This is a genomic window from Ruegeria sp. D6 (assembly GCF_056534365.1).
This window is the reverse complement of the sequence record NZ_JBQFPH010000004.1, coordinates 240,476-265,445: the sequence shown is the minus strand read 5'-3', so window position 1 is coordinate 265,445 and position 24,970 is coordinate 240,476. Positions and strand designations below refer to the sequence as shown.

Annotated in this window: 27 protein-coding genes; 13 read left to right on the top strand and 14 right to left on the bottom strand. The window is 58.2% G+C overall.

The features are described 5' to 3' along the window. Positions 1-3 precede the first annotated feature (3 nt). From ACR0A1_RS15410 to ACR0A1_RS15390, 5 genes are all read right to left on the bottom strand, one after another. Positions 4-1,461 (bottom strand): efflux RND transporter periplasmic adaptor subunit, encoded by a 1,458-nt coding sequence (locus ACR0A1_RS15410; protein ID WP_480868254.1) that lies wholly within the window; start codon positions 1,459-1,461, stop codon positions 4-6. Positions 1,462-1,566: 105 nt separating this feature from the next. Next, positions 1,567-2,109, bottom strand: a complete 543-nt coding sequence (gene moaB, locus ACR0A1_RS15405; protein WP_170566219.1) for a molybdenum cofactor biosynthesis protein B — start codon at positions 2,107-2,109, stop codon at positions 1,567-1,569. 6 nt (positions 2,110-2,115) lie between these two features. After that, positions 2,116-2,736: a LysE family translocator gene (locus tag ACR0A1_RS15400; RefSeq protein WP_170664006.1), complete on the bottom strand. Its 621-nt coding sequence runs from the start codon at positions 2,734-2,736 to the stop codon at positions 2,116-2,118. Then, positions 2,733-3,332 carry a metallophosphoesterase family protein gene (locus ACR0A1_RS15395; RefSeq protein ID WP_170395679.1) on the bottom strand — a complete coding sequence of 200 codons (600 nt, stop codon included), beginning with the start codon at positions 3,330-3,332 and terminating at the stop codon, positions 2,733-2,735. The genes ACR0A1_RS15400 and ACR0A1_RS15395 overlap by 4 nt, the downstream gene beginning before the upstream one ends. Continuing rightward, positions 3,329-4,093 carry a uracil-DNA glycosylase gene (locus ACR0A1_RS15390; RefSeq protein ID WP_480736871.1) on the bottom strand — a complete coding sequence of 255 codons (765 nt, stop codon included), beginning with the start codon at positions 4,091-4,093 and terminating at the stop codon, positions 3,329-3,331. The genes ACR0A1_RS15395 and ACR0A1_RS15390 overlap by 4 nt, the downstream gene beginning before the upstream one ends. Positions 4,094-4,851: 758 nt before the next feature. Here ACR0A1_RS15390 and ACR0A1_RS15385 point away from each other — a divergent pair. From ACR0A1_RS15385 to ACR0A1_RS15350, 8 genes are all read left to right on the top strand, one after another. Beyond that, positions 4,852-5,787 (top strand): aspartate carbamoyltransferase catalytic subunit, encoded by a 936-nt coding sequence (locus ACR0A1_RS15385; RefSeq protein WP_480868251.1) that lies wholly within the window; start codon positions 4,852-4,854, stop codon positions 5,785-5,787. After that, the gene (locus tag ACR0A1_RS15380; RefSeq protein ID WP_170733548.1) at positions 5,784-6,302 is read left to right on the top strand and encodes a hypothetical protein; all 519 of its coding nucleotides are present in this window, start codon (positions 5,784-5,786) and stop codon (positions 6,300-6,302) included. The genes ACR0A1_RS15385 and ACR0A1_RS15380 overlap by 4 nt, the downstream gene beginning before the upstream one ends. Continuing rightward, complete coding sequence (locus tag ACR0A1_RS15375) at positions 6,287-6,673, top strand: hypothetical protein (protein ID WP_170597242.1); 387 nt, start codon at positions 6,287-6,289, stop codon at positions 6,671-6,673. The genes ACR0A1_RS15380 and ACR0A1_RS15375 overlap by 16 nt, the downstream gene beginning before the upstream one ends. Beyond that, positions 6,670-7,950, top strand: coding sequence for a dihydroorotase (pyrC, locus tag ACR0A1_RS15370; protein WP_480868249.1), 1,281 nt, complete (start codon positions 6,670-6,672; stop codon positions 7,948-7,950). Before ACR0A1_RS15375 ends, pyrC begins: the two co-directional genes overlap by 4 nt. Beyond that, positions 7,950-8,555 carry a glycerol-3-phosphate 1-O-acyltransferase PlsY gene (plsY, locus tag ACR0A1_RS15365; protein ID WP_480562791.1) on the top strand — a complete coding sequence of 202 codons (606 nt, stop codon included), beginning with the start codon at positions 7,950-7,952 and terminating at the stop codon, positions 8,553-8,555. The genes pyrC and plsY overlap by 1 nt, the downstream gene beginning before the upstream one ends. Next, positions 8,552-8,827, top strand: coding sequence for a hypothetical protein (locus tag ACR0A1_RS15360; protein WP_170395663.1), 276 nt, complete (start codon positions 8,552-8,554; stop codon positions 8,825-8,827). Before plsY ends, ACR0A1_RS15360 begins: the two co-directional genes overlap by 4 nt. Before the next feature lie 172 nt (positions 8,828-8,999). Continuing rightward, entirely contained in the window at positions 9,000-9,473 is a 474-nt protein-coding gene (locus ACR0A1_RS15355; protein WP_170395661.1) for a YHS domain-containing (seleno)protein, read from the top strand. 261 nt (positions 9,474-9,734) lie between these two features. After that, positions 9,735-10,268 (top strand): outer membrane protein, encoded by a 534-nt coding sequence (locus ACR0A1_RS15350; protein WP_170465891.1) that lies wholly within the window; start codon positions 9,735-9,737, stop codon positions 10,266-10,268. A gap of 41 nt (positions 10,269-10,309) precedes the next feature. On the opposite strand, the gene ACR0A1_RS15345 is transcribed toward ACR0A1_RS15350, so the two are convergent. After that, positions 10,310-11,293 carry a quinone oxidoreductase family protein gene (locus ACR0A1_RS15345; RefSeq protein WP_170597238.1) on the bottom strand — a complete coding sequence of 328 codons (984 nt, stop codon included), beginning with the start codon at positions 11,291-11,293 and terminating at the stop codon, positions 10,310-10,312. A gap of 214 nt (positions 11,294-11,507) precedes the next feature. Between ACR0A1_RS15345 and ACR0A1_RS15340 the strand changes: the two genes are divergently transcribed. Continuing rightward, a complete protein-coding gene (locus ACR0A1_RS15340; RefSeq protein ID WP_170408392.1) occupies positions 11,508-12,365 on the top strand; it encodes a DUF2189 domain-containing protein in 858 nt (285 codons plus the stop codon). Between the two features lie 15 nt (positions 12,366-12,380). On the opposite strand, the gene ACR0A1_RS15335 is transcribed toward ACR0A1_RS15340, so the two are convergent. Then, entirely contained in the window at positions 12,381-13,367 is a 987-nt protein-coding gene (locus tag ACR0A1_RS15335; RefSeq protein ID WP_480868245.1) for an NAD(P)H-quinone oxidoreductase, read from the bottom strand. A gap of 72 nt (positions 13,368-13,439) precedes the next feature. Continuing rightward, entirely contained in the window at positions 13,440-14,132 is a 693-nt protein-coding gene (locus ACR0A1_RS15330; protein WP_480868243.1) for a COQ9 family protein, read from the bottom strand. A 112-nt stretch (positions 14,133-14,244) separates the two neighbouring features. Here ACR0A1_RS15330 and rpsU point away from each other — a divergent pair, with 112 nt between their 5' ends. Further along, positions 14,245-14,451 carry a 30S ribosomal protein S21 gene (rpsU, locus tag ACR0A1_RS15325; protein ID WP_005614280.1) on the top strand — a complete coding sequence of 69 codons (207 nt, stop codon included), beginning with the start codon at positions 14,245-14,247 and terminating at the stop codon, positions 14,449-14,451. 296 nt (positions 14,452-14,747) lie between these two features. Next, the gene (locus tag ACR0A1_RS15320; RefSeq protein ID WP_480868241.1) at positions 14,748-15,983 is read left to right on the top strand and encodes a CAP domain-containing protein; all 1,236 of its coding nucleotides are present in this window, start codon (positions 14,748-14,750) and stop codon (positions 15,981-15,983) included. Between the two features lie 51 nt (positions 15,984-16,034). On the opposite strand, the gene ppk2 is transcribed toward ACR0A1_RS15320, so the two are convergent. Next, positions 16,035-16,973, bottom strand: coding sequence for a polyphosphate kinase 2 (gene ppk2, locus ACR0A1_RS15315; RefSeq protein ID WP_170513211.1), 939 nt, complete (start codon positions 16,971-16,973; stop codon positions 16,035-16,037). Positions 16,974-17,124: 151 nt separating this feature from the next. Next, positions 17,125-17,583 carry an Lrp/AsnC family transcriptional regulator gene (locus tag ACR0A1_RS15310; RefSeq protein WP_170395646.1) on the bottom strand — a complete coding sequence of 153 codons (459 nt, stop codon included), beginning with the start codon at positions 17,581-17,583 and terminating at the stop codon, positions 17,125-17,127. A 135-nt stretch (positions 17,584-17,718) separates the two neighbouring features. Here ACR0A1_RS15310 and ald point away from each other — a divergent pair, with 135 nt between their 5' ends. Then, positions 17,719-18,834 (top strand): alanine dehydrogenase, encoded by a 1,116-nt coding sequence (gene ald, locus ACR0A1_RS15305; protein ID WP_170566190.1) that lies wholly within the window; start codon positions 17,719-17,721, stop codon positions 18,832-18,834. A gap of 188 nt (positions 18,835-19,022) precedes the next feature. Here the strand turns inward: ald and ACR0A1_RS15300 are convergent, their stop codons facing one another. Further along, on the bottom strand, positions 19,023-19,829 hold the full coding sequence (locus ACR0A1_RS15300; RefSeq protein ID WP_170423629.1) for a mechanosensitive ion channel family protein: 807 nt from the start codon (positions 19,827-19,829) through the stop codon (positions 19,023-19,025). A gap of 223 nt (positions 19,830-20,052) precedes the next feature. On the opposite strand from ACR0A1_RS15300, the gene ACR0A1_RS15295 reads away from it, so the two are divergent. Continuing rightward, positions 20,053-20,751 (top strand): glutathione S-transferase N-terminal domain-containing protein, encoded by a 699-nt coding sequence (locus ACR0A1_RS15295; protein WP_170423627.1) that lies wholly within the window; start codon positions 20,053-20,055, stop codon positions 20,749-20,751. A 51-nt stretch (positions 20,752-20,802) separates the two neighbouring features. On the opposite strand, the gene ACR0A1_RS15290 is transcribed toward ACR0A1_RS15295, so the two are convergent. The 3 genes from ACR0A1_RS15290 to ACR0A1_RS15280 all read right to left on the bottom strand — a co-directional run bounded on the left by ACR0A1_RS15290 (position 20,803) and on the right by ACR0A1_RS15280 (position 24,608). After that, positions 20,803-21,249 (bottom strand): YtoQ family protein, encoded by a 447-nt coding sequence (locus ACR0A1_RS15290; protein WP_170423625.1) that lies wholly within the window; start codon positions 21,247-21,249, stop codon positions 20,803-20,805. Positions 21,250-21,329: 80 nt separating this feature from the next. Continuing rightward, entirely contained in the window at positions 21,330-23,726 is a 2,397-nt protein-coding gene (gene pheT, locus ACR0A1_RS15285; protein WP_480868238.1) for a phenylalanine--tRNA ligase subunit beta, read from the bottom strand. 78 nt (positions 23,727-23,804) lie between these two features. Further along, positions 23,805-24,608 carry a CE1 family esterase gene (locus ACR0A1_RS15280; protein WP_480868236.1) on the bottom strand — a complete coding sequence of 268 codons (804 nt, stop codon included), beginning with the start codon at positions 24,606-24,608 and terminating at the stop codon, positions 23,805-23,807. Between the last annotated feature and the right edge of the window lie 362 nt (positions 24,609-24,970).

Sequence of the window (24,970 nt, the reverse complement as noted above, 5' to 3'; positions counted from 1 at the left end):
CGCTTAGCCCCCGGCCCGATTGTCATCAAGACGGCGTATTAGGGTGGCGGGCACTTTGGCCTCGCTCAACTGGCCCAATACTTGGGCTTTGTCTTCCTGAGACATAGCATCACTGGCCTCGACCTGAGCCACAAGCTGAGCGCGCTTTTCGTCCGAAAGCTCGACCATGCCCGGATCAGCTTCGGCATTCGCCTCAATCCGTAGGGGCCGCACACGTACACCCGAACCCAGCAGAGGCGTCCGGCCAATCACAACCTCGCGGCCTTCCAGGCCTTCACCACGCAAAAGCACCTCATCGCCCTGACGACGGATCAATTGCACAGCCAACGGTTCCAGCCGGTCATCGGGGCCGAGAACAAGCACATTGCCCGTGGCGTCCAGAACCGAGGATGGCAGACGGACCACATTATCGAGCGGCTGTTCTTCAATCGAAACGGTGACAAAATCCCCCGGCTTGAATCCCGGCGCGTCGTCGAGACGCGCATAGATCAGACGCCCGGTTTGCCCTTCACCCGCCGCGCCACTATCGCGACTGATCCGGCCGGTGGCAGTGAGATCGGTCCCCGTGACCTCAAGCGATACAGTCACCGGGGCTGAGATCAGATCACCTTGCGCGTCCAGCAACCGCACGAATTGCGCGGTGGAAACCCGAAACGCGACCTCAAGCGCATTGGGGTCGACGAGTTCGGCCAGCTTTTCGTTGGCCGCGACCAAGCGGCCTTCAACCAAAGTGACCTCGGTCAGCGTCCCATCAAACCCGGCATGGATCGTCATATCCTCCAGGTCACGCTCGGCCCCTTCCAACGCGATACGAGCCCGCGCAAACAAGGTTGTTGCCTGATCCACACGAGATTCGGCCTGCGCCAAAGCGATCCTGCGCGCGAGAACTGCCTGATGAGCCGATGTTGCGGCCAGTTCCGCTTCTTCGACGCTTGCAGCAGCCCCGACACCACGTGCCTGCAGATCCTGCTGGCGCTGCAGCGCCCGGTCACGCAGTTCGGCCTGTGCCTCGGCTGATTTCAACTCATCCTGCGCCAACAGCAGCGAGCGTTCGGCGTCCCGCTCTTCAAACTGGGCATCCAGAAGATCGGATTTGGCACGGTCCAGAGCAGATTGCATATCGGCTGGGTCCAGTTCGACCAGCAATTCTCCCGCCGTTACAGTACCGCCATCTTCAAAATCTTCGGCCAGTGATACAACGCGCCCACCCAAGGCCGCGCGCAGCTCTAACCGGCGGCGGCTTTGAATCTGGCCAAACGCTTCCAGATAAGGAGTGACGGTTTCCGGCTCGGCGGTTCGTACGGTAACGGCGAATATGCGTTCCCGCGCCTCAGGTGCCTGATTGTCCCGCGTCAGCACATCCTGAACCGCGCCCGAGATCATCTGTGCGGCAACGATCAACAGGCCCAGCGTCAGAAACGCCAGGAAGACCCCAACAAGGCTTTGCCGCAGAAATCGCATCGGTCACTCACCTTTGGTCGCACACGCTGCCTTCCGCAAAGGTAGCCGGGTCGCAAAAAATGCCAAGCCACAAAGCGGTTATGATCCGTTAAACGCAGAACCAGTCTACTTCCGTCGCAGGTGTTCGTCCAATCTGGGCATTATTTCAACGAAATTACAGGGCCGGTGGCGATAATCGAACTGCTTCTCCAGAATCGCATCCCAAGCGTCTTTGCAGGCACCCGGGCTGCCCGGCAACGCGAACAGATAGGTTCCGCCTGCAACTCCGCCTGTGGCGCGTGACTGCACGGCAGAAGTACCTATCTTTTCCATGGACACGATGGTGAAAACGGTGCCAAACGCTTCGATCTCTTTTTCATAAACGTCCCGGTGCGCCTCGACTGTAATATCGCGACCCGTCAGACCTGTGCCGCCGGTCGAGATCACGACGTCGATTTCAGGATCCGCGATCCAACTGCGCAATTGCTCGGCAATCTGGGCGCGTTCGTCCTGAATGATCTTGCGGTCCGCCACTGAATGTCCAGCCGTTTCGATCCGGTCGACAAGCGTCTGGCCCGAGCGGTCGTCGTCCAGTGAGCGTGTATCCGACACGGTCAGAACCGCAATACGGACGGGGATGAACTCAATGCTTTCGTCAATGCGCGACATATGTCGTCAAGCCCTTTCCATAATGGCAAGCCGGATGGCAAGAGCCGCGAATATCCCGCCCGTGACCCATCCAATGATACGTGAAGCGCGTGGGTTTGAGATCAAAATGCGTCCTGCTCCGCCCGCAAAGATACCGACCATCCCATTCACTAGAATGCTGCCCAAAGTAATGATTGCACCAAAGGTTAAGAATTGCAGCAGAACCGGGCCGTTTGCTGGGTCCACGAACTGAGGGATAAAGGCCAAAACAAACAGAATGACCTTGGGATTGGTCAGGTTCACCAGCAACCCCTCGCGAAACGCGAAATGAGCAGGCTTGATTGCTGCATCGTCCGACACTGCCCCTTTCCGGATTGCGCCCCATGCAAGAACCAACAGATAAGCAACACCCATCCACCGGATAACGTCAAACAGCCAAGGCACGGCTGATACCAACGCCCCAAGTCCAAGCCCCGCCAGCAAAACTTGCACCATCAGACCCGTCGAAACACCGAGGCTGGCCATCATCGCTGGGCGTGACCCGGACCGTAACCCTTGCCCGAAACAGAACATCATATCAGCGCCGGGTGTAAAATTCAGCACCAGTGCGGCTGGGATGAAGGCCATCAATGTCACTGTCTCGATCACGTTGTTACCTCGAACCAATGTGGTTTCGGACCCAGATTGGCAATCTGAGACCGCCCCAGCATGCCGCGATATCCCCAGCTGTCGTGGATATGACCGCAAAAGACAAAATCGGGCTGGATGCGTTCAACCGCGTCCCGAACTGCGGTCGAGCCGACCGACACATCTTGCGATGTCACATCCCCATATCCTTTTGGCGGAGAGTGCGCGATCAGAACATCCGCAGCCTCGCACCGGTCCAGCAGTTCCGATGCTTCAGCTTCAGTAAGATCGCAGGACCAGTCTCCGAAAGGCGTCACCGGCACACCGTAACCCAGCCCGAACAGGCGCAGACCATCCAATGTCATGCCCGTCCCGTGCAGAACATGCGCGCCTTCGGGCGCAGCGGCTGTCAGTTCCTCGGCGCTCTCAGCGTTGCCCGGCACCAGGATCAGCGGCGCTGCAATGCCCGACAGCATCTGCATCGCTTCTTTCAGGCCCCGCCGCGCATTGCAAAAGTCCCCCGCACCGATGACAAGATCGGCCTCGGCGCTAGCGACCACCAGATCAGCGGCCCGGTTGCGCGCCATATGAAGATCGGAAAACGCCAGAACTCTCATCCCGCGCCCCTCAGCCGTGCTTGCAGGTCCAGCAGATCGGCCCAGGCCTGTCGCTTCATCTGCGGTTGACGCAGCAGGTAGGCCGGGTGGAACATCGGGATGACCGGCAGGTTCAGCGCCTGATCCCATTTCCCGCGCAGCCGCGTGATACCGCGTTTGCCCAGCAAGGCCTGACAGCTAATATTGCCCATCACCACCAGCACCTCGGGCTTGGCCAACGCCACATGCCGCTCCAGAAACGGCTTCATCATGCCAATCTCTTCCGGCTTGGGATCGCGATTCTGCGGGGGCCGCCACGGCAACACGTTGGTAATGTAGACATTCTCGCGCCGATCCAGATCAATCGCGGCCAGCATCCGGTCCAGCAATTGCCCAGCGCGCCCGACAAAGGGCTTACCTTCGCGATCCTCATCACGGCCGGGCGCTTCGCCGATGATCATTACCCGTGCGCCGGGGTTGCCATCGGAAAACACCAACTGCCGCGCGCCGCGTTTGAGGTCGCAAAGATCAAACGCCTCCATCGCCGCACGCAACTCGACGAGCGATCCAGCGGTTTTCGCCGCCTGTTTTGCAACAGCTGCGGTATCGACCGGTTCTGGTTTTTTCGCAGGTTCAACCGCAGCTGGTTTCTTAGCCTTGGCCGCTTTGTCCGGCAACGCATAGCGATCCACCGGCGCGTCGCCGATCGCCTCGGTTGCGCCCAGCTCGATCTGCCATTCCAGCAGCGCCCGCGCGGTATGATGGTCCAAACCCGATTCCATAACCCTCAATCTAACCAGCTTTTGACCGAGGGAAAGCGAATAGACCTTGCCATGGCACAGGGTCGCACCGACCATGGCAGGGTCATGCTGTCATTTCTGCGATTCCTTCTGATTGCTCTATTGCTGGCAACCTCTGGCGGTTCGGTGAGTGCGCAGCTGTTTGATCGGGATACACAATGCCGCGCCGGACAGTTGCAATGCGGGCGCGGTTGTTGCCCCGCAGGCCAGCGCTGCAGCTTTGATGGCCGCTGTATCCCGCCGGGACACACCTATTGTGGAGGTGGGCGCACCTGCGGCCCGTTCGAGCGCTGCGTGGCAGGAGGAACCCGTTGCGCCCCTGCTGGGGCGAATAAGTGCACCTCGCGCTTGGATTGCCCCGGTGGTAGCTTCTGCAACGGACGCGGTGAATGCGAGCGCAGCAGACCGGATTTGGTCCCCGCTCCATCCACAACCTGCGCCGATGGCAGGAGTTGCGGAGCCGGTTCATCCTGCTTGCCGGGCGGCGGATGTTCGCGCCCCGGCTGGTTTCTGTGTGAAGAAACCGGTTCGCAATGCCGACCCGGCTTTAAATGCTCGGCTTATCAGGGCTGTGTTCCGATCAAGGCCATTGATTGTGGCTATGGCAAGTGGTGCAAACCAGGGGAACAATGCCTGCCCGAAGGCGGATGTGAGAAACTAACCGAAGGGTCGGAACCTTAGGTTGCCTTGGCCTGCATGGCTTCCTATAAGCGGTCCGATTGTCAGACAGGAGCCCGCCCATGCGTTTCGCCCATCGTCACCTTCTTGGCATCGAGCATCTGTCGCAATCCGATATCACCGCTATCCTTGATCTGGCCGAAACCTATGTCGATCTGAACCGGCAATCGGCTAAGCATTCCGATGTGCTGTCGGGCCTGACTCAAATCAACATGTTCTTTGAAAACTCGACCCGTACGCAGGCGAGTTTCGAAATTGCGGGCAAGCGATTGGGCGCGGATGTGATGAACATGGCGATGCAGGCCAGTTCGATCAAAAAGGGCGAGACGCTGATTGATACAGCAATGACGCTGAACGCAATGCATCCCGATCTGCTGGTGGTGCGGCATCCTCATTCCGGCGCCGTGGACCTGCTGGCGCAGAAGGTAAACTGCGCCGTGCTGAACGCAGGTGACGGGCGGCATGAGCACCCGACGCAAGCCCTGCTGGACGCGCTGACCATCCGCCGTGCCAAAGGCCGCCTACACCGGCTGAGCATCGCGATTTGCGGAGACGTGGCGCATTCGCGCGTGGCGCGATCGAACCTGATCCTGCTGGGCAAGATGGAAAACCGCATCCGTCTGATCGGCCCGCCGACGCTGGTGCCGTCGCAATTCGCGGAATTCGGGGCCGAGATCTATGATGATATAAATGAGGGTCTGAAAGACGTCGACGTTGTGATGATGCTGCGCCTTCAGAAGGAACGGATGGACGGCGGTTTTATCCCCTCGGAACGCGAATATTATCACCGCTACGGTCTGAACGCTGAAAAGCTGGCGCTGGCCAAGCCAGACGCCATCGTGATGCACCCCGGTCCAATGAACCGCGGGGTCGAGATCGACGGCACTCTGGCCGATGACATCAACCGGTCCGTCATTCAGGAACAGGTCGAGATGGGCGTTGCCGTCCGCATGGCCGCCATGGACCTGCTGGCGCGCAACGTGCGAGAAGCCGCATGAACGATCTGGCCATCGCCCCCCATGAGCGCGGCGTGATCCGCCTGTTCTCGCTGGACATGCGCCCGGAAGAGGCGAAATTCCTGCGCGAACCGGGTGCTGTTGATCAGGTGTTGGGTGTCGAGGGGCTGGACCCCGAACAGATCGACATTTTTCCGGTATCCGACCTCGAAGATCTCGGGCTTTATGGCTATCTCAGCGAAGGCTGCGGTGTCTCGGAAGACCAGTTGGACCGCACGAAATTGGAGGCCATCGAAGGCTGGGTGATGGTCCTGCGCAGTGCGGCGCTGGGTGGTCGATCTGCAACCCTTTCCCTCGATCCCCGCCTGCATCTGATTGGCCTGTTCACCGAAGAGGCTACCAACTGGTCCGGCGGCACGATTGAGACCGAAAGCGCAAAACCGTTCTCGGCCCCGCAAAGCCCGCCAGTGGATAATAAACCAAGCCGCATCGGTTCAGCCGTCATTGCCATACTGATTCTGATCGCCGTCGGAGGTGCCTTGTGGCTGATCCTGTAACATTCACGCCAGACAAGGGCGCTTATATCCGCACCAACGCATGGCTCGCCGCGTTTGCAATGGCGGCCGCGATGGTCTTGCTTTGGTTGATAGGCAACCCTTACGTCTGGACCGGCGCGCCCGCAGGGTTGGCCGCCATCACCATCCGCGCTTGGTATTTGGCTTCGGAAGAACTGGTCGCCAAGTGGGAAATGACGGGCACCACTCTCACCGGTCCTGGTCCGCGTAAGGTGGCGCTGAACCAAATTCAGGCGGTCAATACCATTGGCAGCTTTGTCCAGATCGTCACAAAAGGCGGCGACAAGCACCTGATCAAATATCAGGCGGACCCCGCCGCCACCAAAGCTGCAATCGAAAGGGCCATGGCATGAGCAATCTGATTTTTACTAACGCTCGCCTGATCGACCCCGAAGCTGGCACAGATAGCATCGGCTGGCTGCAGATTGCCGATGGTCGGATCGCAGCGCTTGATGAAGGCACGGCCCCAGTCGCTGACACGCAGGTGGTCGATTGCGGTGGGCAGTGCCTCGCCCCCGGAATTGTCGACATTGGCGTCAAGGTCTGTGAGCCCGGTGAGCGGCACAAAGAAAGCTATAAATCCGCAGGTCTGGCTGCGGCTGCAGGGGGTGTGACAACCATCGTCACCCGTCCCGATACTCTGCCTGCCGTCGACACACCCGAGACGCTGGAGTTCGCCACCCGCCGCGCGCAAGCGGACGCTCCGGTCAACGTTTTGCCAATGGCCGCCCTGACCAAAGAACGCGAAGGGCGTGAGATGACCGAGATCGGGTTCCTGCAAGATGCGGGAGCTGTGGCCTTCACCGATTGCGATCATGTCATCACCAATACCAAGGTGTTCTCACGCGCGCTGACCTACGCCAAATCCTGTGGCGCGCTTGTGATTGCCCACCCGCAAGAGCCGGGCCTGAGCAGCGGTGCCGCGGCCACCAGCGGTAAATTCGCCGCACTGCGAGGCTTGCCTGCCGTATCGCCTATAGCCGAGCGTATGGGGTTGGACCGCGACATCGCCCTGCTTGAAATGACCGGGGCCGCCTATCACGCCGATCAGATCACCACCGCCCGCGCCCTGCCTGCACTGGAGCGCGCCAAGCGCAACGGGCTGGACATCACAGCAGGCACGTCAATCCACCATCTGACGTTGAACGAATTGGACGTGTCTGATTATCGCACCTTCTTCAAGATCAAGCCCCCGCTGCGATCCGAAGATGACCGGCAAGCGGTGATCGAAGCAGTGCGAACCGGTCTGATAGACACGATCAGTTCCATGCACACGCCGCAGGATGAGGAAAGCAAGCGTCTGCCGTTTGAAGAGGCGGCCTCGGGCGCGGTGGCGCTGGAAACACTGCTGCCTGCTGCGCTTCGGCTATATCATTCCGAACAGCTGGACTTGCCGACCCTGTTCCGCGCCATGGCCCTCAATCCGGCCAAACGGCTGGGGTTGGAGAGCGGTCGCCTGGCCCTAGGCGCGCCTGCCGATCTGGTGCAGTTCGACCCGGATGTTCCCTTTGTTCTGGACCGATTTACGCTGAAATCGAAATCGCAGAACACACCGTTTGACGGTCAGCGGATGCAGGGTAAGGTCACCGCAACCTTTGTCGCTGGACAAGAAGTGTACCGGAGAGCCTGATGCCCCTGATCGACAGCACAATGACTCAGCTCATCCTGTGGGCCGCGTTGGGATACCTGCTAGGCTCCATACCCTTTGGCATGATCGTCGCGCGCGTGATGGGTCTGGGAAATCTGAGGCAAATCGGGTCGGGCAATATCGGCGCAACCAACGTCCTGCGAACCGGCAATAAGGCAGCGGCAGCGCTGACATTGCTGTTTGATGCAGCCAAGGGTGCCGTTGCTGTTCTGCTGGCACGCGCTTTGGCTGGTGAAGATGCCACGCAGATCGCCGCATTGGCCGCGTTCCTCGGGCATTGCTTTCCGGTCTGGCTGGGCTTCAAAGGCGGCAAAGGCGTTGCGACTTTTCTGGGCCTTTGGCTGGCACTTGACTGGCGCGTGGGTGTCGCCTGCTGTTTGACATGGCTGGTCGCGGCGCTGATCTGGCGTATTTCATCCGTTGGTGCGCTGGCCGCCGCCGCCCTATCCACCACCTGGATCATGGTGCTGACAGATGGCAGTACCTTCGTTCTTGGAATTGCTCTGACCTTGCTGCTCTACTGGCGGCACAGCGCCAACCTAGCGCGGATCAAGGCGGGGACAGAACCGAAAATCGGGAAATCGTGACAGCGCCCAGCGCGTTTCTGAAAGCGTTCCATGATCTGCCGGTCGGCACGTTCACCGGTTCCGTTGGGCCGCATCGATATTTGGTATCGCATCAGATCATGGCCTGCGGGAAATCTCACAAACTGGTGGCTCATCAATTGGGCGGGCCGGATTACATCAGCCTGAACCTTTATCTCACACAGAAAAGCGGCGCATTGCTTCGCCCCTGCGAAATGCCTGCGGAAAAGGTGGTCGATTTTGTCCTGGCGCTGGTGCCTGACGTGCAGGAATGAACAACCGGTCTTTGTGATCGCACAATCACAATTGATTGCTTTGAACGTGATCGGGCCATTCCCCAACTGGGATTTTGTGACGGCCAATTACAGGCGTCGCGACAATCAAATCCGGTTCGCCCGGGCAAAATTACAGTGCTCTTCAGCGAGCCTATTCACGAAAGGTGAAGTCATGAACACGTTCAAATCCATCATCAGCGGAGTCGCGCTGTCTGTTGCGATCGCAAGCTCAGCAATGGCGGCTGGCGTCGAAATCAACGCAAGCTCGACCGGATTGGCAATGCAGGGCTATGACCCGGTCGCCTATTTCACCGTTGGCGAAGCAACCAAGGGTGATTACAAAATCACCACGCTGCACAACGACGCCCTGTACCGTTTTGCATCAGAAGAGAACAAAGCCGCTTTTGAGGCGAACCCAGAGGCCTATCTGCCTGCCTACGGCGGCTACTGCGCATTTGGCACCGCAATGGGCTTCAAGTTCGATGGTGACCCGAACTACTGGAAAATCGTCGACAACAAGCTGTATCTGAACCTGTCACAAGACATTCAGGAGCGTTGGGAAGGCGACATTCCGGGCTTTGTTGAGAAAGCCAGCGCGAACTGGGAAGACATCGCCGACAAAGACCCGGCTGAACTACAGCAATAATTCGCTGACAAGACCTTTGTGCATCGGCGGCAGATCGTATCTGCCGCCGATCTTCGTTTGAAGGCATCATGTTTCACCCTATCTAGCATATGAGAAAAGAACCCAACCTGAGTGGGCCCACGCCGGGGCACCGGCCAGAATAAATTTGTTCGGGACAGTCAAAACATCACTGATCCGGCCTAAGGGCCGGAACGTAGATTCAATCATAACGCTGCCATTAGATTTGATTGGCAGCAGGTTTCGAGCGAAAGGAATGAGACGATGACAGGAAGATTGGCACTGATCACCTCGGTCGCCGTATTGGCTGCGGGATCCGCCATGGCGCAATCCTCAGGCAACTGGACTGGATTCTACGGCGGTGCACAGTTTGGTTATGCGGACATCGACACAAACGTATCAGGCGTCGACGGCGATGGTGCGATCGGCGGTATCATCCTTGGATATGATTACGATCTGGGCGATTGGGTCGTCGGAGGTGGCTTCGACTATGACTGGAGCGACGTAGACCTTTCCGGCGCCGCCACGGTCGAGAATGTCTGGCGGCTCAAAGCGCGCGCGGGCTACAAGTTGAACCCGCAGGGCCTGCTTTATGGCACCGCCGGTTATGCCGATGCGGATACCGATAATCTGGGCAGTGACGATGGCTGGTTCATCGGCGCAGGCTATGAGCAGATCGTAGCCCCCAATATCAGCGTTGGAGGCGAGATTCTGTATCATGAGTTCGACGACTTCAACTCATCGGGCGTCGATGTTGACGCAACTACAGTTCAACTGCGTGTAGCATATCGGTTTTGATGAGAAAGTTGGGCCCGGCTATTTGCGCCGGGCCCGTGCCACTAGGGCACCAAGACTGTGCTGCCGGTGGTTTGTCGTGCTTCCAAAGCACGATGCGCATCAGCAATTTGATCCAACGGAAACTCCTGATCGACATGGATCTTGACCTCGCGCCCGTCCACTTTGCCAAACAAGCGTCGCGCCATCGCCTGACAGGTGGCGTGATCCGAGATATGCGTGAACAAGGTTGGCCGCGTCACCTTCAGAGATCCCCGCTGCGCAAGCATTCCCAGATCGACAGGCGGCACTGGCCCCGAAGCGTTTCCGAATGAAATCATCATGCCCAAGGGTTTCAGGCAATCCAGCGATCCCTCAAACGTGTCCGCACCGATGGAGTCCATCACCACATCAACCCCTTTGCCTCCGGTGATCTCGGCCACACGCTCGACAAAATTCTCGGTCCGGTAGTTGATGCAATGTGACGCGCCATTGAATTGCGCCAAGCTGCATTTCTCATCCGTTCCCGCTGTCCCGATCAGTTTGATGCCTTCGGATTTCGCCCATTGGCAGGCGATCAGTCCCACACCTCCGGCAGCCGCGTGGAACAACACGGTATCTCCGCGCCGCAGCGGCGTTGTGCGGTGAAACAGGTATTCAACCGTCATGCCCTTTAGCATCATGGCCGCTGCGGTGCGGAACGAGATACTCTCGGGCAGCGGACAAACCTGTGCTGCAGGCATCACGCGCGCTTCGGAATATGCTCCCGATGGGCCTGCGGCATAGGCCGCGCGTTGGCCGGGGGCAAGATGCGTAACGCCTTCGCCTACCGCCTCAACGACTCCGGCCGCTTCCATTCCCAACGCATGAGGCAATTCCAGCGGATAAAGGCCGGTACGCTGGTACACATCGATGAAATTCAATCCGCAGGCATGATGGCGAATGCGCACCTCACCCGGGCCGGGATCGCCAAGCGGGCGATCCTCAATCCGAAGAACCTCGGGGCCGCCGGATTCGTGTATGACGACTGTGCGTGCTGTCTGCTGCATGAATGCCTCCCTTGCCTGTGGAAACAAAGCTAACACGCCTGTGCGGCAGAGCAATCCTTCCGGCTCTGCAAGGGTGATCGGGCAAAATTTCGCAATATGTGCTATAATGCAACGAGACGTTGTAATTGGGCAGACGTTGCCGGCTGATCCGGTCACGCGAATTGCCACGCCGGATGCATCCCGCGGCGCACCCACGCCAGAAAAGGGGATGAACATGGACAAGACAATCGGTAACCCAATCACCTGGGTCGCCCGAAATCTGCGGGCAACCAGCGATCATGTCACTGAATCCGTGACCGAGATCGGCAGCGCGGATGTTCAGGCTCTGCCGACGGTGCATACGCTGACCCTGCAGGATCTGCGCGAATGCCTGAAAGCTGGATATAACGATTTTCTCGAAACCCGGGCCGATGCGATCTTTGTCGTTCTGATCTATCCAATCGCAGGTCTGCTGATGTTCGGTATTGGGCTCAACAAAGACATGGTGCCCCTGCTGGCCCCGCTTGTCATGGGCTTTGCCCTGATCGGGCCGGTCGCCGCCGTCGGGCTTTATGAGATCAGTCGCAAGAGGGAACAGGGCGGAGACGTTCATTGGCTGGACGCGTTCGGCGTATTCCGTTCGCCTTCCTTCGGAGCCATACTGGCATTGGGCTTCTATCTGGTCATGCTATTGATGATCTGGCTGATGGTCGCGCAAGGCATCTACGCGCAAACCCTAGGGCCAGAACCTCCGGCCTCGGCCATGGCATTCGTGACAGAAGTGTTCACCACCGGAGCAGGCTGGAGCATGATCATCATCGGCACCGCCACCGGTTTCCTGTTTGCACTGGTCGCATTGGCGCTAAGCGTGGTCAGCTTTCCGCTGTTGCTGGATCGCAAAGTGGGCGTTCCCGTGGCCGTCGTAACCTCGGTCCGGGTCTTGCGTCAGAACCCGGGTGTGATCTTGACCTGGGGGGCCATCGTGGCCGCGATGTTGGTACTGGGCGCGATCCCGATGTTGCTGGGGCTGATCGTCGTCATGCCCGTTCTAGGCCACGCCACATGGCACCTGTATCGCCGGGCGGTCGCCTGACTACATGGCAGCAGCTTAACCAGAGACATTCAGAACGATCTTGCCAATGTGGCCCGATGCTTCCATCCGCGCATGTGCAGCGGCGGCATCAGAAAGATCGAATTCTGAATCCATCACCGGTGCGACCTTCCCGGCCTCAAGCAATGGCCACACGGCTTCACGCAAGTCTTGCGCGATGCGCGCCTTGGCCAAATCGCTTTGTGGGCGCAAGGTGCTGCCAGTCAGGGTGAGGCGTTTCACCATCATCAGCGCAAAGTTCAGTTCGACCACCGGACCTTGCAGGAAAGCGATCTGAACCAGCCGCCCGTCTTCCGCCAAAGCCTTGATGTTGCGCGGGATATAATCACCACCGACCATGTCCAGGATCAGGTTCGCCCCGCCCTCGGCGCGCATCGCAGCCACGAAATCTTCGTCGCGATAGTTGATGGCCTTTTCGGCACCTAGCTTGATACAAGCCTCACATTTCTCAGCCGACCCGGCGGTTGCAAAGACGCGGGCGCCAAACGCATTGGCCAGCTGAATGGCCGTCGTGCCGATCCCGCTGGAACCGCCATGGACCAGAAACCGCTCCCCAGGTTTCAAGCCGCCACGGGTGAAGACATTGGACCAAACAGTAAAGAAGGTTTCGGGCAGGCAGGCAGCTTCTTTCAAACCTATACCCGCAGGCACAGGCAGGCAATGGGCGGCGGGCGTTGCGACATATTCAGCATAACCGCCGCCGGGCAACAGGGCGCAAACCCGATCGCCAACGACCAGACCTTCGACACCCGAGCCGATGGCGACGACCTCTCCTGACGCTTCCAGCCCCGGCAAATCGCTTGCACCGGGAGGTGGATCATACGCCCCTGCCCGCTGCAGCGCATCAGGACGGTTCACCCCGGCGTACGCGACTTTCAGAACCACCTGACCCTCTGCCGGTTCCGGCATCGGGCGTTCCGTCAGTTGCAAAACGTCCGGGCCACCAGCTTCAGTGATCTCGACAGCGCGCATTGTCTGGGTCATGGGCATATCTCCTTTGCCCAATGCCTAGCAGGCGAAAACGCAGAGGCCCAGCGGCAAGTGGAAACGCTGCGACTAATTTCCCGATGACAGCGAACCGGGCAGGTTGTTGGGCAACTTCGTCGGAGCCTTCACCTGACCCGCAAGCCAGTTGGGGACGGCCAGAAACGGTTTCAGCAGCGGGTTGCCATTCACCTGCGCCTTGAACTTTTCAAACTGCATTACGCCCTCGATCCGCCGATCCAGGAATTCCCATGTCGCCTGATAATCCGGGCTGTCATCACCCAGCCAATACAACAGTGTCGAAGAATAGACGCCCGACAGAGTGGCACGTTTGGTGTACCAGTTCACGTCGTCCGAAGTATCGCCAAGCGCTGTCCAGATCTGGTCACAGGTGCCCCAGACCGCCTTGGCCCCATCCGCAGCATGGATCGGCAACGCGAACAAAGTCATACCTCGGCGCACTGCTTCTTTGTCTTCGACCGCCTGCAGGCGGAAACGGACGGCAGCGGCGATCTTTTCACGGAATTTCAGACCGCTCAGGTCTTCGGATTTCAACCGCTCCAACATCGCGGCATCCCCGCGCGCATGAAAGGCCAGTGCCAGATCGACGGCACCACGCGGACAGATCGCTCGGGCTAGCATGGGCTCCAGATCGCAATCGCTGATGGCCGCACGAAAGCTGGTTTCCGACCAGCCGTCGAACGGCACATGGTTCAGAATCGCATCGAGAAGCTGCTCTTTGGTGTCTTCATAGGTTGCTGTCATGTCGGGTCTCCGAGGCTGCGGGTCCAGTACTAGACAAGTTAGGCGTGCTTTGCTATACGGCCACTTCTTGCAATTTCCTTGCAACTCTATCTAGAAAGGTGGTGACAACCACATGCAGGTTAGTGTTCGCGACAATAACGTCGATCAGGCGCTTCGTGCCCTGAAGAAAAAGCTGCAGCGCGAAGGCGTGTTCCGTGAAATGAAGCTGAAGCAACATTTCGAGAAACCGTCCGAGAAAAAAGCGCGCGAGAAAGCTGAAGCGATCCGCCGTGCCCGTAAACTGGCACGTAAGAAAGCACAGCGCGAAGGTTTGCTCTAAGAGCTTCCTGCGACTCGTCCAGCTTTGGATGACACTATTTGACGACCCCCGAGGCCCTGCCCGGGGGTTTGTCGTTTTCAGGGCGGATGATCCCGCCAATTCCCGGCTTTACCCTCGCGGCAACCTGCCGATTTTAATGCAATCGCCGCAGTCGGCATTTTACAGCGCAGCGAATCGCCGTTCGGTTGCATTCTGCCGCCGAAAAACGCCCATCGCCGTACCCGCCCTATTCAGCGTTCTTTGATCGTCTGTAAGTGAGGCCGTCCACTCAGACATAACCAAAAACGGAGGCACTGATGTCGACAGCAAGTACGGTCGAGCGCGAAATGCTCGCGCTGATCAACCAAGAGCGCACATCCCGCGGTCTTGATCCCCTGGAACTTGAACGCAACCTGAACGAATCTTCCGAGGACCACAGCAGCTGGATGCTGGACACCGACCGGTTCAGCCACACCGGTCAGGGTGGTTCATCCGCGACCCAACGGATGCAAGCCGCAGGGTTCGACCTGTCCGGGAGCTGGCGCACCGGAGAAAACATCGCCTGGCAATCCGAGCGTGGCGCACCCGGTATCAGCGATGATGTCGCCCAGTTGCACGAGAACCTGATGAATAGCCCCGGTCACCGCGCCAACATTCTGAACCCCGATTTCAAATATATCGGCATCGGGATCGAAGAAGGCGACATGCAGGGGTACGACGCCGTCATGGTGACGCAGAACTTTGCGGCGACTCAGGGCGATGTCGATCTTGATAACGGCGGCACCACCCCGCCGGTGACGCCTCCGGTTGAAGAAGTTGTTGAGCCAGAGGAGGAAGAGGTTACCACCCCGACCGAACCAGAAGTGCCGGAAACCGATGTGACCGAGACTGAGGAACCAGTTGACGAAACACCGGTAGCGGAAGTTCCCGATGCCGGAGAACCGGCAGAGGAGACCCCGGAGGAAGACGTCACCGAAACCGAAGAACCATCGGACGAAACACCCGACACCGATGTGACGGAAACCGAGCAACCGGCAGACGAAACGCCAGAAACTGAGGTTACCGAGACCGAGGACCCGGTTGAGGAGACTCCGGGAACAGACGTGACCGAAACTGAAGAGCCGGAAACGCCTGATACCGATGTGACTGAAGTTGAAGACCCGGAACCCGATGTGCCGGATACTGAAGTCGTCGAGGTCGAGGAACCCGAAACTCCGGAGACCGACGTCACCGAGGTCGAAGAACCCGAGCCAGAAACACCTGAAGTTGTCGTTGACAATGGTGCACCGGGCGCGGACTGCTTTGACGTTCAGGCCTTCCTTGCCGGGATCGAAGCGTTTGTTAATGCGCTGCAAGCCCAATTTGACCAGTTCGAATGGTCTCCGGTGCAGCAGGCTGACACGACCCCGGAGATGGATGATTTCGATCTGGTGTTCGACACCGACTTCGCTGACGACATGATCGAAACCGTTGAAGCCACAGTCGAAGACATGAATGACGACATGTGCGGCGTGTTTGTTTTCGAAACGAACTGCGGATTTGATTGGGGTTAATCAAACCGTTCAGGTGCGGGGATCCTTTTCCCGCACCACTTTCCTGCCAAATCAATATATCTTAGGCACGTGTAGCTCATCCGGCAAAATGCGCCGTTCGTATTCGGGGTTATAGCGCCGATCCGGCAGATTGACCTTTTCCTGCGGCACATCCTCATATGGGATCTTGGTCAGCAGGTGCTCGATACAATTGAGCCGTTCGCGTTTCTTGTCGTTGCCTTCAACGATATACCAAGGCGCCTCAGATATGTTGGTGCGAAAGAACATATCCTCTTTGGCCTTGGTGTATGCCTCCCACCGGATGCGGGATTCCAGATCCATCGGTGACAGTTTCCACTGCTTCATCGGATCGTGAATACGCATCAGGAATCGCAATTGCTGTTCTTCGTCTGTAATCGAGAACCAGTATTTCAGCAGGATAATCCCCGACCGCACCAGCATCCGTTCGAATTCGGGAACGTCCTGAAAGAACTGTTCGACCTGATCCTCGTTGGCAAATCCCATCACGCGTTCAACACCAGCGCGGTTGTACCAGGACCGATCGAAGAACACGATCTCACCGGCCGCAGGCAAATGGGGCACGTAGCGCTGAAAATACCACTGGCTTTGTTCGCGTCGGCTGGGTGCAGGCAAGGCGACCACACGCGCTACACGAGGGTTCAAACGCTGCGTGATCCGCTTGATCACGCCCCCTTTACCGGCGCTGTCGCGCCCTTCAAATAGAATACAGACCTTGGCCCCTGTATGGACCACCCAATCCTGAACTTTGATAAGTTCAGCCTGCAGCCGCAAAAGGTTGCGAAAATAGACCTTGCGATCCAGCATGTCAGGATGCTGGTCCTTGTAAATCTTGCGCACTTCCATCGAAAGCATGGGTTCGCTGAATTCGATCTCGAAATCTTCGTCCAGCGTGTCTTCCAGTTCAGCTTCCAGCCAATCTTTCGGCGTGCTATTGTTTTCGTAAGCCAAGGTCTGCTCCTTATTGTTCATCGGGTTCGGACCGTACACGGCCAGTGTAACCACCGAGTGTCAGCGCAAAGTGCCGAGGTCGTACATAAGGTCGGAAACATGGATTTTGGCCCGACCGCACGACAGATACAAGCGGCAGAATTGACGCAAGGCTAACCCCCAATAGTTGGTTTCAGACAGGCAAAGCCGTGGTTTTGAACACCGTGCGCAAAGCAAATGAGCTTTGCATCTGCGCCACCCCAGGCAAGCGCGACAGGTATTGCCGATGAATGCGAGCAAAATCCTCGGTATTTTCTGCGACGACCTTTAGAATGTAGTCCGCCGTGCCCGCCATCAAATGGCATTCCAGCACATCCGGAATCCGTGCTACGGCTTTTTCGAACGCCTCCAGCACTTCTTCCGCCTGACCCTGCAACGTGATCTCGACAAACACAGTGGTTGGAACGTTCAACTTCCGTGCATCCAACAGGGCGACGTAGTCCTTGATATAACCCTCGGCCTCAAGTCGCTGCACGCGCCGGTGGCAGGCCGAAGGGGATAGATTCGCCTGTTCGGACAATTCCGAATTTGACATCCGCCCTTTGCGCTGCAGGGCAGCCAGAATCTTCCTATCTGTTGCGTCAATCGTCATTTGCGCACATCCATTGCGTCAAGTTGTCTATATGCTGAATATTTTCCCGCAGATTGTGTGTTTAGCAAGTGGGGTTTCACAAAAATTGCGCCAATATATGCCCATAATTTAGGCAGTTTATGAATGGAGTCTCACATGAAAATCGGCTGCCCCAAGGAAATCAAACCTCAGGAATTCCGCGTCGGGATGACCCCGAACGCTGCTGGCGAAGCTGTGGCCCGCGGTCACGAAGTCATTATCGAAACCGGTGCCGGGATGGGCTCGGGCTTTGATAACGACGCTTATGTAGCGGCAGGTGCCCGCATCGTCGACACTGCAGAAGAAGTGTTCGCCACGGCTGATATGATCGTCAAGGTCAAGGAACCTCAGGCGGTCGAGCGTAAAATGCTGCGCGAAGGTCAGTTGCTGTTCACCTATCTGCACCTGGCACCCGATCCAGACCAGACCCACGATCTGCTGGAATCCGGCTGCACCGCGATTGCCTATGAGACCGTGACTGACTCCAATGGCGGCCTGCCGCTGCTGGCGCCGATGTCCGAGGTTGCTGGCCGCTTGGCTCCGCAAGTTGGGTCCTGGACTCTGCAAAAGGCCAACGGTGGCCGCGGCGTTCTGATGGGTGGTGTACCGGGTGTAGGCCCTGCCAAAGTGATCGTCATCGGCGGAGGTGTCGTAGGCACCCACGCAGCGAAGATTGCCGCAGGCATGGGTGCGGATGTGACCGTACTGGACCGTTCGCTGCCGCGTCTCCGCTATCTGGACGATGTGTTCGGCGGAACCTTCAAGAACCAGTATTCAACCGCTGGTGCGACAGCCGAGCTGATCCAGGATGCCGACCTGGTCATCGGTGCGGTCCTGATCCCGGGCGCAGCTGCTCCCAAACTGATCTCGCGCGAACAGCTGTCGACCATGAAGCCCGGCGCGGCTCTGGTAGACGTTGCGATCGATCAGGGCGGCTGTTTTGAAACCTCGAAAGCCACCACCCACGCCAATCCGGTTTACGAAGTTGACGGCATCATGCACTACTGCGTCGCCAACATGCCCGGTGCGGTTGCCCGGACTTCGACCATCGCACTGGGCAACGCAACCATGCCGTTCATGTTATCGCTGGCAAGCAAGGGCTGGAAGCAGGCCTGTAAGGACGACGCACACCTGCTGGCAGGTTTGAACGTCCACGCCGGCAAGCTGACTTACGAAGCGGTGGGCACCGCCCTCAACATCGACTCTGTCGATCCAACAACTCTGTTGAACTAAGAGCGCTCCCGCCTCTGAAAGCGTCCTTTTTCAAAGGACGCTTTACAGACTTGGGCCCAGCGCCGCGCCAATAGCGCGGCGCTGTTGTTTTCTGGACCAAGGGTCGCACAAAAAAGCACCGCGCCTTAGCGCGGTGCCCGGCCCAACCAGAGGAGGGCATTTCAATGCCCGATCGACGGGCGGGAGGCTTACGCCTCTTTGTGAATCTCCACAGAATGCGGATACGGGATGGATACGCCTTTGGCGTCAAACGCTTCTTTGATCGCTTTGGTAAGTTCAAACTTCACATCCCAATAGTCAGCCGCTGCGCACCACAGGCGCGCGGTCAGATCAACCGAACTATCCCCAAGATTTGTCACGCGCACCCAGGGCTCAGGATCAGCCATGATACGATCGTCAGCTTTGGCCACATCCAGGATGATGTTCATAGCCTCATCCGCGCTATCGCCGTAGTCGATGCCAAACACCAGATCGACCCGGCGGGTGTCATGGGCGGAATAGTTTGTGATCACCGAACCCCAAGCCTGACCGTTTGGCACGATGATCTGCACGTTGTCCGGCGTCACCAGCTCGGTCGTGAACAGGTTCAGGTCTTTCACAGTACCCGCTGTGCCACCAATATCGACATATTGGCCTAGCTTATAGGGCCGGAACACGACCAGCATCACACCAGCGGCCAGATCGCTGAGTGTTCCCTGCAGCGCCAAACCGATGGCCAGAGATGCGGCACCCAGAATGGCCACGATGCTGGTCGCCTCGATTCCGAAAATGCCCAGAACGGCGACAAAGACAATCGCCAGCAGCACCCATTTCACGAGGCTCGCAACGAAATTCCCCAAAGTCGGGTCGATATGTGGCGTGGCGTTGATCCGCCGCCGCACCAGACCGCTAATGGCTCCGGCAACGATCCAACCCAATACCAGAACGATCAACGCTTTGATCGCGCTCATGATCAGCGGACCAAATGCGCCCACCTGTGTTACGACATCTTCCACACGCTTCTCCTTTGCGCCAACAGCAAACCCGCGCCTTTTGGCGCGGGATCGCTGAAAAGTCTGGGCTAATTTTGCGCGCAGGTCTAGGTGCGGGATTTCCGAGTTTTCCCCCCTGCTGTTCCCCAGCAAACATCGACTGACCGATCACGCACAGAATTGGACCTTACAAAAGCGCCACAAATTACCAGATTGACCGAGACAGGCGCGATAAAAGGAGCCCATCATGCTGGACACAATCCAATTCCCGATCATGAATAAATGGTCCCCACAGTTCCCCGAGCGGATTCAGCTTTATTCCTTCCCCACACCCAACGGGGTAAAGGCGTCGATCATGCTGGAAGAAACCGGCCTGCCTTATGAGGCACATCGTGTCACACTGGCCGATGCAGATGTCAAAAGCCCGGAGTTTCTTTCGCTGAACCCGAACAACAAGATCCCGGCGATCATTGATCCCAACGGGCCCGACGATGCTCCGTTGGCTTTGTTCGAAAGCGGTGCAATCCTTCTGTACCTCGCTGAAAAGAGCGGTAAGCTGCTGGGTCAGAACAAAGGCGACAAGCACCGGGTCACCCAATGGGTTATGTTCCAGATGGGCGGTATCGGACCAATGTTTGGCCAGCTTGGGTATTTCCACAAATTCGCAGGGGCTGAAATCGAAGACCCCCGCCCGCGCGAACGCTACGTGTCCGAGGCCAAACGCCTGCTGAACGTTCTCGACCGGCAACTGGACGGCCAAGATTGGATCGCCGGAGAATTCTCGATCGCGGATATCGCAATCGCGCCGTGGCTGCGCGGTTTAGATTATTACGGCGTCAAGGATGTCATAGGCTGGGAAAGCTATGGCAACGTTACGCGCTATCTGGATAGGTTCCTGGATCGACCCGCAGTGCAAAGAGGACTGAACATCCCCTCACGGGATTGATACACAAGGCCTGTGCGGCGGGATCCAAATCCGCCGCCACGGGCCATCGGGTTACCCAGGCAGCGCGCCTGTTAGAACGTAGCGCAAGATCTCAACAACTTGCGCGGGTTCTTCAGCGACGGCGAGTGCTGCTGCATCTACTTCTTTCAGCGCGTGCTGATGATCAGCCCCGTGCAGAACAATGATCGACTTGCCCAGTGCTGCCGCATAGCCCGCGTCAAATGCCGCGTTCCACTGCTTGTATTTGTCCCCAAAGCGTACAACCACAACATCCGCGTCTGATATGCCCTTGCGGGTCCGGATCGCGTTGACCATGGCACCCTTGTGATCGTGCCAGTACTTGTTCGGCTCGGCCCCCAAGATCGTGACACCGCAATCGTCCGAAGCACCGTGATCGGTGACCGGGCTACTGAACTCAACATCCAACCCATCGGCGCCCGCAATGATCTGCTCGCGCCAATCCGTGTGAATCTCACCGGACAAATAGACCTTCAGCATTTTTCTCTCCTCCCGTGAAAAAGGGGCGCAATGGCCCCTTTATCATTTCAAAAATACTCCCGCCGGAGGCGAAAACCAACTCATCCCCGCAAGACGCCGCCAGTGGCTTTCATCACTTTTTCGACAATCTTGGTGCTGACCGCCTCGATATCCTTTTCCTTCAGGGTCGCGTCCGACGGCTGGAGCCTTACGGTAATGGCCAGAGACTTCTTGCCCTCGCCGACGCTACCGCCAATGAATTCGTCAAAGACGCGCACGTCCTCGATCAGAGCCTTATCAGCACCCGCAGCCGCATTGACCAACGTCAGAGCTTCGATATCCGCATTTACAACAAAGGCGAAATCGCGCTCGACCGCCTGCAGGTCGCGCAATTCCAAGGCAGAACGGGTCGCACCGGATTTACGTGGCATCGGCACCTGATCCGGCCAGATGGTGAACGCCATTGCCGGACCCTTGATATCCAACGCCTGCAACACGCGCGGATGCAATTCACCAAAAACGCCCAGAACCTTTTTGGGGCCCAGACAAATCTTGCCGTGCCGACCCGGGTGCCACCAGGCATCGCCGCCACGAAGGATCTGAACCTTGGCAGGCGCACCAATGGCGGCAAGCACCGCCTCTGCGTCGGCTTTGGCATCAAACAGGTCAACGGGACGGGAAGCACCATGCACGTCCTTGGGACCGCTACGCCCAACCAACAGGCCGGTAATCTGTGTCTGTTGATCCCCCGGCTCACCATCGTGGAACACTGGCCCGACCTCGAACAAGGCCAGATCGGCATAACCCCGCGCCTGATTGCGCGCCGCCGCTTGCAGCAGACCAGGCAGCAGATCAGGGCGCATATGGCTCATCTCGGACGAGATCGGGTTTTCCAACATGGTTGCTGCGTCACCGCCCCCGAACAAGGCTGCCGAGGCCTGATCGATGAAAGTATAAGACACACATTCATTGTACCCCAGCGCTGCACAGGTCCGGCGCGCCATCGACTGGCGACGCTGCGTGGGTGTCATGACCGGTTTGGGGATACCTGCTGTCGTACGCGGCAGCGGAATACCCTGCAACTTGGTCAGAGAAGCGATCCGCGCAACCTCTTCCACCAGATCGGCCTCCCCCATGATATCGGGTCGCCAGCTGGGCACATACGCCATCTCGCCATCCAGACGAAAGCCCAAACGGGTCAGTGTCTGCCGCTGCTCGCTTTCCGGAATCTCCATCCCGACCAAGGACTGCACGCGCGCCGCGTCCAGTTTGTAGGCCCGCGCGTGGTTCGGCGCTTTGCCCGCCTCGACCACATTCGAGGCTTCACCGCCGCAGATATCCAAGATCATCTGCGTCGCATGCTCCAACCCTTCGCGCGTGTATTCCGGGTCGACGCCGCGCTCGAATCGATACCGCGCGTCCGAGTTTATCTTCAGCGCCCGACCTGTGAGGGCGATCTGTACATGATCCCAGAACGCGCTTTCAAGGAAGACGTTCACGGTCTCCTCGGTACAACCGGTTTCCTCGCCGCCCATGATACCCGCGATAGATTCCGGGCCTTTGTCGTCCGAAATCACCATCATGCCAGGCTGAAGGGAGTATTCTTTTTCATCCAGTGCAACCAGCTTCTCGCCACCTTTGGCACGGTGAACGCGTAGGTTACCCTGCACCTTGTCGGCATCGAATACGTGCAGCGGGCGGTTGTGATCGAAGGTCATATAGTTGGTGATATCCACCAAGGCCGAGATCGGACGCAGACCAATCGCCTTCAACTGGTCCTGCAGCCATTGCGGGCTGGGGCCGTTTTTGACGCCCCTGATAAGCCGACCGGTGAAATGCGGCGCGCCATCCAGCGTATCTTCATCAATCGACACTTTGATCGGGCTTTCAAAGTCCCCCGGCACGGGGACATAGTCACGCACCTTCAGCGTGCCCAATCCACGTGCAGCCAGATCTCGCGCAATACCCGCTACACCCAGCGCATCCGGGCGGTTCGGCGTGATCGCGATCTCGATCATCGGATCAACCTTTGACGGATCGTTCTCAGCCAACCAATCGACAAACCGATCACCGACCTCACCCGAGGGCAGCTCGATAATCCCGTCGTGTTCATCCGACAGCTCAAGCTCGCGCTCGGATGCCATCATGCCAAAGCTCTCGACGCCACGGATCTTGCCGACGCTGATGGTGATATCCAGGCCGGGAATATACATACCCGGTTTACAAACCACCACGGTGATGCCTTCGCGCGCATTGGGCGCGCCGCAAATGATCTGCAGATCGCCCTCGTCGGTTTCAACCGTGCAAACGCGCAGCTTATCGGCGTCCGGGTGCTTCTCGGCATGTTTCACATGACCCAGCGTAAAGCCCGCCAGACGGTCCGCCGGGTTGACGATCTCTTCGACCTCAAGCCCGAGATCGGTCAGTGCATCAGCGATCTCATCAACCGACGCATCCGTATCGAGGTGGTCTTTCAGCCAGGACAGAGTGAATTTCATTGCAGCGGGCCTTTTTCGGCAAACATTCAGTCGGCACAGGCAATGGCAAAGATTGCGCCGAGGTGCAAGCGCTGCGGCTCACGGATAGGTGGGGGTGCGACCCAAAAGCTCGTCCAGCTGCCAGCCGATCCAGCCGTGGGGAATAAAGTGCCCGCCGGGATGGGTGTCCAGTGTCACCTGCCCTTGCGCGCAATCGGTCCACTCTACCCGGCTGAGCGTCAGGAACGGCTTCACGCTCCAATCCCCGCGCGGGGTCGCGCCGTTGCAGTTGAACTTGGCCTTCCACAGCGCCACCGGATAGGTCGTATCGCCGTCCGGCCCAAAGGGAAAATCCATCACCGTATCGTCCAGCCCATGCACATGGCGCACCTCGCGCGGGGCTTCCGGGCAGTCCTCGGTCTGGCGGATCGAGCCCGCAACCGCCAACAGCGCGGCGATGTCATTGCCCGACTGGCAGACATAGCGCCATGCCATTGCGCCGCCATAAGAATAGCCCGAGACATAGATACGCTCAGGATCAATGGGATAGCGTTTGGCGACGTCCTCAAGCACGCGATCTGCGAACGGCACGTCTGCGGTATCAGCAGTCCAGAAGTTCCAACTTTTGCCCAGCCCATTCGGAGCCACCAACAGCACATCGCGCAGCTTGGTTGCCCCGGCGATGCGCTCATGGTTCACCACCACATCGCCCTGCCGCGCCCAGCCGTGGAAGTGCAACAGCACCGGCAGAGGCGTTTCGCCATCCCAACCATCAGGTTCCATCACATGGTACGAGCGGTCGCCGATCTGACAGGCGGTATCGCCGTGGCAGTCAGATTTCCAGGGCCCCATGGCAAAAGCCGGAGTCGCAGTCAGCAGAAGAAAAAGCAGTTGATAGATCATACGCCGGAGCCTAGCGACATGCTCCGCCCTGTCACGTAACTTATTGGTGTAGGGTGGGGTTTCACCCCACCAACCACCCCACGGTGGGGTGAAACCCCACCCTACAACGGATCAAATCACAAAGCCGCGCTGGTCAGAAAACCAAACGGATCACCACCAATTCCAAAATCCGCTCTTCCTTTTGTCTATCAAATCCCGCGTCTTTTCTCTCTGAATTCTGTCGCGAAGCTGAAACGCACCTGGTCGTGCAAACTCCATGCCAGCAACTATCATTCCAGGCAAAAACAGCAGTAAAGATCCAATAAACACAATAAAGATTGCCGCTGAGTCGTTACCCCATACCCAAGAAGTGAGCATGAGAG